Annotated in this window: 11 protein-coding genes; 7 read left to right on the forward strand and 4 right to left on the reverse strand. The window is 32.4% G+C overall.

The genetic code is table 11. The annotated features are described in order from the left end of the window. Position 1 precedes the first annotated feature (1 nt). The 4 genes from GJV77_RS01415 (at position 2) to GJV77_RS01430 (ending at position 4,441) form a co-directional block, all read left to right on the forward strand. Positions 2-1,078 (forward strand): hypothetical protein, encoded by a 1,077-nt coding sequence (locus tag GJV77_RS01415; RefSeq protein ID WP_162521549.1) that lies wholly within the window; start codon positions 2-4, stop codon positions 1,076-1,078. Positions 1,079-1,080: 2 nt separating this feature from the next. Further along, the gene (locus GJV77_RS01420; RefSeq protein WP_155034574.1) at positions 1,081-2,145 is read left to right on the forward strand and encodes a hypothetical protein; all 1,065 of its coding nucleotides are present in this window, start codon (positions 1,081-1,083) and stop codon (positions 2,143-2,145) included. A gap of 108 nt (positions 2,146-2,253) precedes the next feature. Continuing rightward, positions 2,254-3,327, forward strand: a complete 1,074-nt coding sequence (locus GJV77_RS01425; RefSeq protein WP_155034575.1) for a hypothetical protein — start codon at positions 2,254-2,256, stop codon at positions 3,325-3,327. 31 nt (positions 3,328-3,358) lie between these two features. Next, positions 3,359-4,441, forward strand: coding sequence for a hypothetical protein (locus GJV77_RS01430; RefSeq protein ID WP_155034576.1), 1,083 nt, complete (start codon positions 3,359-3,361; stop codon positions 4,439-4,441). A 35-nt stretch (positions 4,442-4,476) separates the two neighbouring features. Here the strand turns inward: GJV77_RS01430 and GJV77_RS01435 are convergent, their stop codons facing one another. Next, the gene (locus tag GJV77_RS01435; RefSeq protein WP_155034577.1) at positions 4,477-5,589 is read right to left on the reverse strand and encodes a hypothetical protein; all 1,113 of its coding nucleotides are present in this window, start codon (positions 5,587-5,589) and stop codon (positions 4,477-4,479) included. 375 nt (positions 5,590-5,964) lie between these two features. Between GJV77_RS01435 and GJV77_RS01440 the strand changes: the two genes are divergently transcribed. Continuing rightward, entirely contained in the window at positions 5,965-6,963 is a 999-nt protein-coding gene (locus tag GJV77_RS01440; RefSeq protein WP_155034578.1) for a 2-hydroxyacid dehydrogenase, read from the forward strand. Then, complete coding sequence (locus tag GJV77_RS01445; RefSeq protein WP_155034579.1) at positions 6,964-7,221, forward strand: hypothetical protein; 258 nt, start codon at positions 6,964-6,966, stop codon at positions 7,219-7,221. A 132-nt stretch (positions 7,222-7,353) separates the two neighbouring features. Here the strand turns inward: GJV77_RS01445 and GJV77_RS01450 are convergent, their stop codons facing one another. Beyond that, positions 7,354-9,720 (reverse strand): outer membrane beta-barrel family protein, encoded by a 2,367-nt coding sequence (locus GJV77_RS01450; protein WP_155034580.1) that lies wholly within the window; start codon positions 9,718-9,720, stop codon positions 7,354-7,356. 625 nt (positions 9,721-10,345) lie between these two features. After that, entirely contained in the window at positions 10,346-12,730 is a 2,385-nt protein-coding gene (locus tag GJV77_RS01455) for an outer membrane beta-barrel family protein (protein ID WP_155034581.1), read from the reverse strand. A 352-nt stretch (positions 12,731-13,082) separates the two neighbouring features. Between GJV77_RS01455 and GJV77_RS01460 the strand changes: the two genes are divergently transcribed. After that, complete coding sequence (locus GJV77_RS01460; protein WP_155034582.1) at positions 13,083-13,367, forward strand: helix-turn-helix domain-containing protein; 285 nt, start codon at positions 13,083-13,085, stop codon at positions 13,365-13,367. 28 nt (positions 13,368-13,395) lie between these two features. Here GJV77_RS01460 and GJV77_RS01465 read toward each other — a convergent pair whose 3' ends face one another. Beyond that, positions 13,396-14,397 carry a beta-ketoacyl-ACP synthase III gene (locus tag GJV77_RS01465; RefSeq protein WP_155034583.1) on the reverse strand — a complete coding sequence of 334 codons (1,002 nt, stop codon included), beginning with the start codon at positions 14,395-14,397 and terminating at the stop codon, positions 13,396-13,398. Between the last annotated feature and the right edge of the window lie 77 nt (positions 14,398-14,474).

A 14,474-nucleotide genomic window follows, 5' to 3' on the forward strand; every position in this document is an offset into this window, starting at 1 on the left:
AGTGTATAGACTAGAAATACAGAAAATACTATTAGCTATAGAAGAGAATTTTTCTGATCCAGAGTATTGTATGAATTTGTTGAAGCAAGGTATACAAATAGCAGATAAACACAATGATTTGGCTTGGGGTATAGACCTGCGCTATGATTTAATTCACGAAGAGCGAGCAACGTCTTCTTGTAGTGAGAGTATAGCAGCATTTGCTTGGATATTAAATATATGTGATCTGTATCCTGAGGAATTTGACGAGTCAGAGTTTATGTTAGAGTATCAATGGATGTTGTGCTCTGCTTATAGCAATTCACTTTTAACACTCGATCAGATAAATGAAGTTGCCAAAGACCTATATATTCGACTGGATAGAAATAATTTATCTAAGCGAGGATATTATTTTACAATGGCCGAGTTTGCACATAATTTGGGAGATTATGTGACGAGTGAAGAATATATAGCAAAAGGAGTTCTAGAAGCTTATGACGACGAGAATACTGAAGCCAGTGAATATGACTATCGCATAGAGCATTTGTGTTTGATTAAGGATTTTGATCAAGCTATTCGGTTGATGGATCAGATGGAGGTCAAAAAGTTAGCTGCTTTTGCACTGCCTTTTGAAACTTATTGTGCAATGGCATATACGATGGCACGTGCAAATGATAAACGAGCAATAATATATCTCAATAGAGCTAAAGAGGCTTTCGATCATTTGAAAGAGGTTAATAGTTCAATGCTGTATAGCGTTGTTCGTTTAACCTATGCCATGTACCAATTGGGTGATGAAATGTATTTGCAATTATATGAACGTATAGCGGAATGGGAAATTGATGCAGAAGATGACTTACTATATATGTTAAGTAGACACATGACTGTGATCTTTCGCAAAGGCGGAACCTTAACTTTAAACCTTTCTTCTCGATTGATTTTCTATGAAGAAACAGGGATCTACGATTTAGGTCAGTTAGCTGTTTATTATGAAGGTGTTGCTAAGCAATTAGCGACTCAATTTGATCATCGCAATGGGAGTTTGTTTGCGTCAAGTGAATATTCAGAATTGCTATTAGAAAACACAAAAAAAGACTAGTCATGAATTATAACTTGGAAATACAAAAAATTCTGCTGAAAGTAGAGCAGATGGAAAAATTTAGTGATAAAGTTGTTGCTTTGAAAGAGGCAATTCAAATAGCAGATCAACATAATGATATTGATTGGGGATTTGATTTGCGTTTAGATTTGATAAGAAATGAACGGAATACTTCGCGCTGTGAAGAGAGTTTCCCTGCTTTTGCTTGGATATTAGCTACAAGTGATAAAAATGAAGGATATTTTGAAGAGTCAGATTTTTTGTGGGAATATAAATGGATGTTCTGTTCGGCTTATCGCAATGTTTCTATTCCTTTAGAACAAGTATTGGAGATTGGAGAAGATTTAAAAGCACGCTTAACTAAAAATGGATATAGTCTAAGAGCGTATTACAATGTAATGACAGGCTTACATCTACACTTAAGAGATTATGCGAAGGCTCAAGAATATGTAGCTTTAGCAGATAATGAGGTGATTGATGATATGACGAATTGCCCAGCTTGTGAATTGGATACTAAAGTGGAGATATTAGTTGATTTAGGAAAAATGGAAGAAGCTTTGGCAAAAGCACAAGATCTTATTAATAAGAAACTAACATGTTATTCAATGCCTTTTCAAACGTTTTGTTGTTTTGCTTATAATTTATATCTTTTAGAAGATGATCGTGCAACTACGTATTTTGATAAGGCACTAGAAGAGTATTATGCTCATGATAAATACGATAGTTCAGTGGGGTATTCAATGGCTCAATTGATTTGTTATATGCACGCAACTAATCATCCAGATACTTGGACGTTCTTTAGTCGTGTAGCTGAATGGCAGTTGGGAGCAGAAGATGTTCATATTTATAATTTTGCAAGATATATGAGCGTAATAACGAAAGGTAAAGGAGAAGTAAACTTGGCATTATCCCCTCAGTTACCTTACTATAGAGCAGACGGTGTATATGATATTTCAGTTTTGCACGCTTACTTTAAGCAATTAGCTTTTGAATATGCAGATGCTTTTGATCGACGAAATAAACAGGACGGTGTGTACCGTCAAGAAGTAGAGAGTTTACTTCGATAGATAATAAAAGCGGAAAGAATATATTCTCTTTTCGCTTTTTTATTGTGTGTTATGCTACACGTACTAGGAAATGAATAACTAAGTAATAGAAAATGATTAGACTAATAGATGGATAACTATATATTAGAAATACACAAAACATTATTAAAGAGTCAAGGTTTATCTAATCCACAAGATCGGATAAAACTAATTAATAGTGCAGTTGCATTAGCAGATAAACACAATGATGTTCTTTGGGGATTTGAGACGCGAATGTTTTTGATTAATGCAGAAAATTATACACCTAGCTCTCGTTATAGTTTTCCAGCATTTGCTTGGATTCTAGACCAACATGAGCGAAATATAGGGTTATTTGAGGAGAAGGAGTTTTTACTAGAGTATAAGTGGCTTTTAGGAACTGCTTATGGGTTGACAAGTATTTCGCTGGATCAAATTCATCGAATAGCTAATGATTTTAAGGAAAAGCTGCTGGCAAATGGATATAGTTTACGGGGATTGTATCACCTTGAGGCTTTAGGGTTACAGCAATTTAGAGATTTCGAAAAGGCAAAAGAAGTGATAGCATTAATTAAAGCATCGCCTTTAGATGAGTTATCTGACAATCCACCTTTTGAACAAACGTTAGAGGTGTTTAATTATTTAGGTACTGGAGATATTGATGCAGCATTAATTGCAGCCCAAGAGTTATTTTTGGATCGATATGAAGGACTGAATACTGCTTTTGAGACCTATACTATTTTTGCAATGGAGTTTTATCGAATAAAAGATTCTCGTCAATTTGAATACTTTGAGTTAGCCCAAAGAAAACTTCCTGTTTTTGATTCAAATGACTGTATAACAAATATTCGTTCTCGAGTTTTGTATATGTACTTATTACATCAATACGAAGATGAGGTTTGTTGGGATTATTTTGAAAAAATATGTATATGGGCACATGAGAGTGATGATTATTATTCTTTCTTTTTTCTAAAGTACGCTTCTTGTATGTTGAAAAATGGAGGAAAACGCAAGTTTAGTTTCCCTGTTTATTTGCCATATTATAGAGAAGGGATGTATGATTTAGGAGAGTTATTTGTCTATTTTAAGGCTAGAGCATTGGAATATGCGCTAGCTTTTGATAAGCGAAATAACAATGGAAATTTTGTAAGAGAATTAGATAATTTGTTAGCTTTAAGTAAATAGGTTTTAAGATAATCAGAAAAGAATACAAATCATGGCAACTAATTACGGTTTAGAAATACAGAAATTGTTACTACAAGTAGGAAGTAGTAAAGATGCTCGTAAAAATATAAAACTGCTAAAGCAAGGAGTCAATTTGGCTGATGCCAGTCAGGATTTAGATTGGGGGATTGACTTGCGAATGCGGTTGATTAATATGGAGTCTGAAATATTTGAGTGTAAGGAGAGTTTTCCTGCTTTTTCATGGATGTTAGAAAAGTATAATAGTAATCCAGATTATTTTGATGATGAAGATTTCTTATGGTTTTATAATGCCATGTTTTCTTCATGTACTACCAGTGTTTCTATATCAAAAGAAAAGATGATTGAAATCGTGGAAGATTACAAGGTAAAATTAGTAGTAGCGGGGTATAGTTTACGTTCTTATTATCATTTATTAGCGTTATTTTATATTCGTACCAAAAACTTTGAAAAGTCTTTAGAAGTAATTGATTTAGCTGAAGCAACAATTATTGATGCTCTGAGTGGAGGAAGTAATCAGACATGGGAAAAGGAGATGAGGGTAGGAAACTTATTAGCCTTAGATAGCTTAGAGGAAGCACTCGTAGTTATACAGCCACTGTTTTTAGTTCGTGATGAGTATAATCTTACGGCATCTTGTGCTTATATTGAAATAGCCTTTCACTATGCTAAATTAAGAGAAGACGAGATTGCTAAAGAGTATTTATCAACTGGGTTGAGTTTGTTTGATTTAGGAGCTCTATATAATACGAATTACGTTGTGACTACAAAAGCGATGCTGATGTATTTACTCAATCGATATGATATGGAAGGAACTTATTCTCTTTTTGAAGAACTAAGTCGATGGGGAGAAGAAATTGAAGATTTCTTGTTTTTCTTTTTTGCGAAGTTTGCGGCTGTTATATTTAAAGGAGGTGGGAAAGCTAGATTAGATTTACAATCTCATTTATCCATATATCAAGATACTGGAGAGTATGATTTGCATGTATTGCATGAGTTTTATAAAACGAAGGCTTTCGAATTAGCAGATCAATTTGACTTGAGGAATGGTAATACTTGGCAACGTGATGAATTAGAACGTTTGTTAATGAACTAAACAAAGAAAGGAGACTACAATAGCTCCTTTTTATATTAAAATAAACTTATTTGTCCTTCTGAAGTAGAGGTGTTGTTTTTCTTTTCCTTCTTTTTACTGTCTGATTTACTGTTTTTGGGCTCAACGAAATCTTTTGTTGTAGATGCTGTATTTGCCTCAAATATATCTCCTTGTATAGTTAACTTTTCTTCATCTAAGTTGTTTATACTAGGCATATTAATTGTTGCTGATACGTCGTTATTTAAACCTCTTTTAGGGAAGTCAAAGTATGCTGCAAAAGTACCTGTTTCTTTTTGAAGCTTATCGTTTTTAGAGTTTTCTTTTGATGTGTCATCTAGTTCTAGAATAAGATGGTTGTTTTCATCAAGTGTCTCACTAAATAATAGAGAAGAATTCTCTAAAGGAATGTCTTTTGTTTGTCTTGATTGAGTATTAATTTCTTGTTTTTCAAGAGTATCTAGTTGGCTAGTTACATTTAATTCACTTTGTTCGTTAGAAATCAAGTCATTACAATTTGGAATTATCTTGATTTCATCAAATGATCCATCTAGTCTAAATTGAATAGTAGTCTTGTTTGTATTATCTATTTCCTCGTTTTCTAAGTTTTTTTCAACTAACGGTTGTTGTGCGTTGGTTGTTGTATCGATTACCTTGGCACAAGGAGTTTTGCCAGTGTTTTCTTGTTGGTCAAGTGTTTCTTGTACCGGAAAAAGCAAAGGATTGATGTTAGTTTGAACCTCACGATTCATATGTAAGTCAATGGTCTCCTCTTCAAGATCTCTAAAATCATCTTCTTTTGCAAAGATGTCCACCTTGTCTTTTAATTCTAAGATCAGTTTCTTTATCTTCTTTATGTATATATGATCATTGAATATGCCTTTTTCTTCTACAGACTGTATTAACTTGAATAAAGAGTATGCTTCGTGATATTTAAGTATAATCGAATGCTTTTTGTTGTGATCAAGAATTGATGTTTGTTTTTGTATGTTTTTCGCTTTGTCTTCCAACTTAGTTATAAGATCTTCTTTTACACTAATTAAAAGTGCATCTGTAACATTTTCAATGATATAGTCATTGGTTTGTTTGACCATTTGTATAACTGTGAGTAAGATATCATTATTAAGTTTAAGTTGAATTTTTGCAATCATTGTGAGGTATTGAAAAAGCTTGTTTTGTATAGTAAATGAGAAGGCACAAAATAATGAAAAATTCTCGTAATTTCTACTTATATAATGAAATTAATTAGCCGTTTAAATTGTCGTGTAGTTATGCCTGTTTTTATTTATTCTAGTGAAAGAAATGCTGTGAGTAAACGTTTAGATTTCTAAGTAATTTTGAAATAAATAATATCTTACGCAGACTTGATTTACTTGTTATTTTTACATAAAAACAAGTGCTTTTACGTATTTATAAGTTGATTTATAAGTGGGATATATGGGGAATAATGAGTAAATTTATTAGTTCGAAAATCAATGTATATTTTCACTTACCACAAATAAAATATAATATTAAAACACACATTTATGAAAATAGCTTTTTTCTCATCACAACCTTACGATATTACTTTTTTTAATAAGTGTAATAAAGACTTCGGTTTTGATTTAGATTACTTTGACATGGCTTTAGACGAACAGTCAGTTAACTTGGTGACAAGTGAGTTTGATGTAATCTGTGTTTTTGTCAATGATAAAGTTGATGCAGGAGTTATAGAAGTTCTTAGTGAACGAGGTGTTAAATACATTGCTTTGCGTTGTGCGGGGTTTAACAATGTAGATTTAGAAGTAGCACATAAAAAGGGAATACGCGTATGTAGAGTACCAGCTTATTCGCCAGAAGCAGTTGCTGAACATACTTTAGCTATGCTATTTACATTAAACCGAAAAATACATAAGGCGTATAACCGTGTGCGCGAGCAGAATTATTCTCTTAATGGACTATTAGGAACAAATATTTATAAGAAAACAGTAGGGGTTATCGGCACAGGGAATATAGGAGCTGTTTTTTGTCGTATGATGAAAGCCTTAGGGACAGAAGTGCTAGCGTACGATTTGTATCCTAATGAACAATTGAAGGCGGAAGGAATTAGATATGTCGATTTGGATACTATTTTCAGTCAATCGGATATTATTTCTTTACATTGTCCATTGACACCAGAGACCCTGCATTTGATTAATGATGATTCTATTGTAAAGATGAAATCAGGTGTAATGCTGATCAATACTAGTAGAGGTAAATTGATAGATACTAATGCTGTGATCCAAGGTTTACGTGAAAAGAAAATAGGAGCGCTAGGTATTGACGTTTATGAGCAAGAAGAGAAGGTGTTTTTTAGAGATTTATCAGAGACTATATTGGAGGACGAAAGGTTACAGTTGTTAACGTCTTTTCCTAATGTTTTAGTGACCGCACATCAAGCTTTCTTTACTGATGAAGCATTAACTCAGATAGCCTTTGTTACTTTAGATAATTTAAAGCAATTAGATGCTACTAATGAGATAATAGGTAGAAATGCTGAGTTATAAATGTATGTCATCAAGCGCAAAACTTTTATAGCACTTAAAGGGAATGTGATTGATTATCACACTGTGTCAGATTGTTTAGGAAGTAATCGTCGAATGGTTGATTATTTTGCAAAAGAGTGGACAACTCTGGTGGGTAAGAATGAAATAATTTATACCCGAAATCCTGAAGGTAGAACACGGTTACTATCTTCGCGTATCAATAGTTTATCTAATATATTAAGCAATAATCCAATTGAGGAAGGTACAATATGGACATAATGTATTTGAATATGCATGTCGATGTGATTATAATTAGTAGATAAGCTTACTGTGAGTAAGCTATTATGTGGCGATGATAAAAAAGAACACCTGCTAAGGTGTTCTTTTACTAACTAAGTCAATCATATCTATTTATATGTTACTACGGTTTTTATCTTCGAAGTTTACTTCTTTAATTGCTTTTTTGTTTTTACTATTACCAAATTGATAGGTAGCGCCAATTATAATTTTTCGTGAGCTCCAATCGTTACTGTAGGTTTGTGTATTGTCTGTGAAATACATTGTCCCAGAACTTTTACCCGTATTGAATATATCATATAGGGTTAGGTTTACGCTAAGTTTATCTTCTAGTAACTTTAATTTTAAACCAGTGGATAAAGTCATGTATTCGTTGTATTTAGTATTGTCTTCTTTGTTGGGTAACATGTGATACCAATTTAAGAAGGCATTAATCGTTTTCTCTTGATTAAGGTTAATTGTATTCTGAGAATAGTAGCTAAAGGTCGAGCCAGGCATTCTTTTTTGTTTCGCTTCAGCTGAATAAAAAGGTGATGAAAAATAATAGTTTGCACCTGTACTAGTTTCCCACCAAGAGATAACTTTATTATTGTATGATACGTCAATACCATAGTTGTCGCTATTGAGCATGTTGTACCAAGATTCCTTAAAATAGCCATTCTCAAGTACGCTCAATTGATCAAATGAATCAACTATATGATAGTAATTTAATGAAAAGGATAAGGTACTCTTGAATACATAGTTTAATTCATAATTATCGGTAAAAGATGGATTTAAATTCGGGTTACCAGAAGTATAAGAATAGGTGTTACCATAATATTTGAATGGGTTTAAAATATAAGAATTAGGTCTATTGATACGTTTGGAATAACTAAAACTAAAAGCGTGGTCATCGTGAGGGTTATATGCTATATAAGCTGTGGGAAACCATTTGTGATATGATTTTGAGAATTTCTCGTTACTGTCAATTAAAGTGCCTTTAACTTCAGTTTGTTCAAATCTAAGGCCTCCTTTTATTTCCCATTTATCACTTAACTTTTTGCCTAGGCTTATGTAAGCGGCATAGTTGTCCTCTTTATAATTAAACTTGTTGCTCTTAGTGGGATCATAGAGTGGTGTGCCATCTTCAATCGTATAGAAATACACTTTAGATTTGTTATCAAAGTTTGTGAACTTAGCTCCAGTTTCTATATTAATCCATTTTAGATCATAGTTCAAGTCGATATTAGCACTCCATACATTGTAGTTTAATAAACTTTGATTGAGTATTTGATTTTTTAATGTATTCGCGCTGTTGAAATCATTTATCTGGGCTTTTGTCTCAGGGCTATTGTTAAAATAGTTTATTCCAAAAGATAATTTATTGCCCAAGGTATCTAGTTTTTGATCATAAAAAACATTGAACGTATGATAAGAAGTTTTATCATCATTATAAATTGTAGATTTTAATATTGAGTCATTTACTACTCTTGGCACTGAAAAATATTCCATAACTCCATTCTTAGTGTTATTACTATTTGAGTTTGTATAGTTATAGGTCAATCCCACTAGTGCTAAGTCAGTAACCTGATAGTTAGTAGTAAAATCAATACTTTGGCTTTTATACTCACCTGTTTGATTACTAGTGTTTTCTAATCCATTTTTTGTGCCAGTATAGGAATAATTGTTTTTGATTTCGTTGCGTCCATCATTTGCATTAGCTTTTAAGGAAAAGTTCCATTTGTCTTTCTGATAGTTGATGTTGCTATTGATACCCATAGTACGTTTATTATTGTAACTAAAGCTGCCTCCAACTGAGCCATAGAGTCCTTGGCGCTTGTTTTTTTTAAGGATAATATTGATTAATCCACTATTTCCTGCCGCTTCGTATTTAGCGGGAGGACTAGTGATAACTTCTATTTTTTCTATATCGTCAGAGCGAAGTGTTTTTAAGTAGTTTGCTAATGCATCACCATCTAAGTGTATGATTCGATCATCTATCATCACTGTGACACTACTTTTTCCTATAATAGATATTTTATCATTTTGTACTTTAACCATTGGTGTATTCGACAGGGACTCCATTGCATCCATTCCTTGAGCCGTAATGCTATTTGACGTATTAAACACTAATCGGTCTGCTTTTCGTTCGATTAGTTTCTTTTCAGCCTTTATGACAATTTCTTCTAATTGATTATTTCCCTCCACTAGTATATCTTCTAATACAATGTCTTGCGCAAGATGTATATTTAGTTCCTTTAAGATACTTCCTAGATATAGGGCTTTTAGTTTGTATTGACCAGTAGCTAGATTATCAATGTTGAAAATCCCCAATTCATTAGAGAATGCTTGTTTGATAAGAACTTCATCTTTTTGCAGTTGTATTTCAGCATATTCGATTGGTACCTTTTCTTTGGTTAATACTTTTCCTTTGATACTGAATTGTGCTTGTGAGATTAGGCTACAAAGTAGTAAAATCAATGTTATTGTAAGTCTATTCATAGCTTTGATTGTTTTTCTTTATATGTTAAAACGTATATTGTTGTTTTATGTTTTACTTAATTTTTTAAATATTTGATTTGTTATTGTTTTTTTTAAAATCAATATAGGTAAAATTATAGCTCTTCAAAATAGCATTTTAACGTTATTGTCTTACAAAAATATTAACTTACCTATTTCTTACATTAGTCATATATTCATAAACGCCTTTTAAATCCTACTAACTAATTCTTTAATAAGTATTGTATTATAAAATGGATGTGGTTACTGCAATTGATAATCTAGTTACAGACCTTTTTTTCCCAGCTTTCTTGACCTATACTTGCAGAATGCGTGCACTTTGCTTGCCAAGGATCTAATCCTGGGGTAGTATACTGCACGAATACTGCATTTATAGCTATAACTTGGCAACAAATGTTTGTATTCTAACTTCTTTAAGAGTTAAAAACAAGTTACCTAGTTAAAAAAAAATTAGCACTTTCGTTTAGTAGCAGACTAATAATTTAGTAGAGAAAACCAATATCTTATCGAAAAAAACAATATGTAGTCTTTTTATGTAGTAATCTTAGGTTATTTTGTTTGATAATTATCAAGGCCTTCTCTTGATTACGTCAAGCACTATATATTTTTATTTTCTACTTTTTTCGTCAGTATTTCCTCCTTGGTGTTCTTTTACTTTGATTTTAGCGTTACCAAAAGAATAACTAATTCCTACATTGATATAACGCTGGTCATAATCTGTCTTATATTTTTGTCTAATATCATTAGTTGTAGTATATACCGTTTTTGCATAAGAGCGGAAGATGTCATCCGCGTAGATAGACATATTTAGCTTGTTATCTAGCATGCTATACTTTACACCAACCCCCAATTTGAAGGAAGGATCTAACTCCCATAAATTAGCTTTTACTTTTGATTCATAAGTAAAGTCAACTTGTGCACTAAGTGATTTTTCAGTGTTGAAGTAAATCGTGTTATTCGTTGAAAAGAATACTGCGCCTCCATCTTTAAAATTTATACTTACATCTTTGATTAGTTTATTTTCTAAATAAAATGCGTTTACATTCAACTGTGATTGTAGCCAAGGAAGTCTATTGTACATATAGTTTACACTTAGTGAGTAATAGGTAGAATTCATAATGTTGTCTCTTAAGTAGATTTGTCTGTTTAGCTCTTTGTCAATTGTAGGGTATTGAGAAAACATATTGTCCGCTTTGGAGTAAGTTAGGGTTGTAGTCAATTTGTTTTTATAGGTGTGACTTAATTCTACCTTATTGGTATAAGAGGGTTCTAATTTAGGGTTTCCACTAGCTATAGCGTAAGCTGATACATACCATTGAAAAGGATTTAATTCCCAAAAAGCAGGCCTTCTAATTCGTCTATTATAGTTTAAAATGAATGTATTGTCATCGTTTAATGTATGGGATATATATAAAGTTGGAAATAGTTTAGTGTAGTTTTTTTTGCTTTCAGTTTCGTATGTAACTGAATAACCTTTTGTTTGAGTGTTTTCTAAACGCAAGCCAGCTTGTACTGTCCATTTGTCATTTATTTTTTTGTTTGCACTAGCATAGATAGCTTGGGTATTTTCGTTGTATTGGAAGTTATCTTTCTGTTTTATATCTTCTACTGCATGACCATTAGTTAGATCATAAAAGTTATTCTTGTTTTTTGTTGTCACAAAACTTGTTTTTATTCCATAAGATAAATTCATCCAATTCAATGGTTGTTCAATATCAACTTTCGCACTGATATTTTCGATGTTTTGGTTTCCAGTGGTTGAAGCTATTAACAACTTATCACCAATGTTATTAACACCTTCTGTTTTTGTGTTGAAAAGTCTTGTTTGATCATTAGTATAATTGAAGTAATCTAGGTCTGAATTTAATTTAGTTCCTAGAGTATCAATATTATGTGTTAGGTGTAGGTTTACAGCATGGCTATTGTTTACCCCTGTATTTTTAGCGTTAGTATAGATGTTTTGAACAGAGTTATCAACATAGTTATTCACAGTTATGTGATCGGTATCATCTGACTTTGGATCATATACATTACCCATGTATTGTATTCCTATTGAAGTTTTGTTGTTGAGCTGATAATCTAGTTGAAAGTTTCCAGCGATGTTATTGTTGTTGTCAAAACGAATGGATTGACCATCCCATAGTTTTTCAGGATAGTATATAGTAGCATTTTCGTTGATTTGGCTTTTTCCTAACGCTGTGCTGAAACTACTTTTGATAGAGACTTTACCTTTATTATAGCTGAATACATTGCTTAATCGGTATGTTCCTTTGCGACCTTGTTTATAGCCTGTACTGATGCTATTGTTCCATGCATTAGCTCGGTTTTCTTTCAGTACAATATTAATCAATCCGCTATCTCCTTCTGCTTCGTATTTTGCTGGTGGAGTTGTGATTACTTCTATTTTTTTAATGGAATTAGAAGGTAGGCTTTTTAAGTATTGTATAAGTTCTTCTCCATTCAGTTGAACAAATTTGTCGTTTATCATTACGCGTAATTCATTTTTACCAATAAGTTTGATTGATTGATTGTCAACTTGTAGTCCTGGAGTTAGTTTTAATAACTCTACAGCGTCATTGTTGATGGCATGAACAGAGTTTTCAATATTAAATACAGTGCGATCAGCTTTACGTTCAAATACTTTTTTATTTGTTTTAACGACAATTTCCTCTAATTGGGTATCTTGTTCTATGATGACTGTTCCTAGATCTATAGGTTTATTTATGAAAATTTCTTTATCGAAGTGCTTTTTACCTAAACTATATATTTGTACTAGATAAGTTGCTTCCTTTATACTATCTATAGTAAATGAACCATCTGTTGAGGTGTAAGATTGCTTAGCTATAGCCCCATTACTCTTTAATAGGTAAATTTCCGCGAAATCAACTGGAGATTGATTAGATGTTTGGATATTACCTGTCAGAGAGTTTTGCGCATAATTATTTGTAATTGATAGTAGAATAATGCTAATTAAGGATGCTAGTGTTTTCATGTTGATTTGTTTTACACTATAGGTTTCACCAATTTTGTTCCAATTAGTTTTTATTTTGTAATCATTTGTAAATCAGTGTTTTTTATTGCTGATAATTTTATGAGTTGTTCATTTTCGTACAATTTTTTTGCGGTAATGAACAATAAGTGCTACTTAGTGAGTGTTCAGTGAGATATTATTTTTTCTCTAAGTTAGAGATTCTATGGTCTTTTAAAAAGTATATTATAGGTTATTTTACTTACTTATTCTTAAATCATTGTGTTAAGTGTCTTAAAATTATTAGTTAATTGTGTAATTTGTTAAGATATTAATGTTACTTTTGTAGTAGAAAAGTAAAGTTAATCGTGTGAATATGGATACAGATAAAATAAAAGAGAGAAGAAAGGCCCTAGGTTTTTCTCAGGAGTATGTAGCTATGAAGCTAGGTATATCGCAAAAAGCGTATTCTGATATAGAAAGTGGTAAAACTAAGTTGAAAACAGAAGTGCTTAATGAAATAGCCGAAATTTTAGAAATTTCTCCATTTTCAGTATGTCCAATTGCATGTGACTGTACCAAAACGTTAGAAAAAAAGCATGAACGCTTGCTTAATTATCTTTCAGATAAAGGTATTGCAGTTCCCAAAGAATATTTATAAAAAAAGAGGCAATTAATTGCCTCTTTTTTTATATTGTCCATTTAAGTATACTAGCTCCCCAAGAGAAGCCTGCTCCGAAGGCTGTTAGTAATAAACGATCTCCTTTTTTGAATTTTTCTTTATGCTCCCATATACACAATGGAATAGTCGCTGCTATAGTATTTCCATAATAGGTAATATTATTTAAGGCTTTATCTGATTCGATACCTATTTCTTTTCCAACAGCATCTATAATGCGTTTGTTTGCTTGATGAGGTACTAACCAATCAATATCATTTATTGTGAAATTATTGCGATTTAGCAAATCTTTACATGCTTCAGACATACCGATAACTGCATTTTTGAAGACTACTTTGCCATCTTGTTTGATGTAGGCTTTTTCTTTGTCTTCGTTGCTGCTGTTCAAAGGATATAGTGAGCCTCCTCCTTCTATATTTAGGTATTCTTTTCCAAGGCCGTTACTTAATAGTAGGGCATCTGTGATTCCTTCCTCATCGGTTGGCTCTAGCCATACCACACCAGCGCCATCTCCAAATAAGATATTCGTTGATCGGTCATTAATATCTACGAAAGTACTGATCTTATCAGCTCCTATTACTAATATATTTGAGTACCTCCCTGTTTCTACTAATGAAGCCCCCATATCTAAGGCATATAAAAAACCAGAGCATGCAGCATTTATGTCAAAAGCCCATACATTTTTTAAGTTTAGTTTACCACAGATGATATTTGCGGTGGAAGGCATCGGCATATCAGGTGTCGAGGTGGCAACAATAATTGCATCAATTGAGGAAAGTTCTTTGTTATGATTTACTAAAAGGTTCTCTATTGCGCGAATAGCCATATCTGAAGTAGCTAAATCTTTATCTAATATGCGACGTTCTTTAATTCCTGTTCGCTTGGTAATCCATTCGTCGTTTGTGTTTGATATTTTCTCTAAGTCTTCATTTGTTCGTTTATTCTCAGGAACATATCCACCGATAGCTGTAATGCTAGGGTAGGTTGTTTTTTTTTGTGGTTTATTTGTCATGTAGCAACTTTTTTATACTAGTTTTTTGCTTCAAACAATGTGATATACGTTGTGTTTATTGCGAATTCAAATGTCTC

Source organism: Myroides pelagicus, assembly GCF_009711055.1.
GTDB lineage: Bacteria > Bacteroidota > Bacteroidia > Flavobacteriales > Flavobacteriaceae > Flavobacterium > Flavobacterium pelagicum.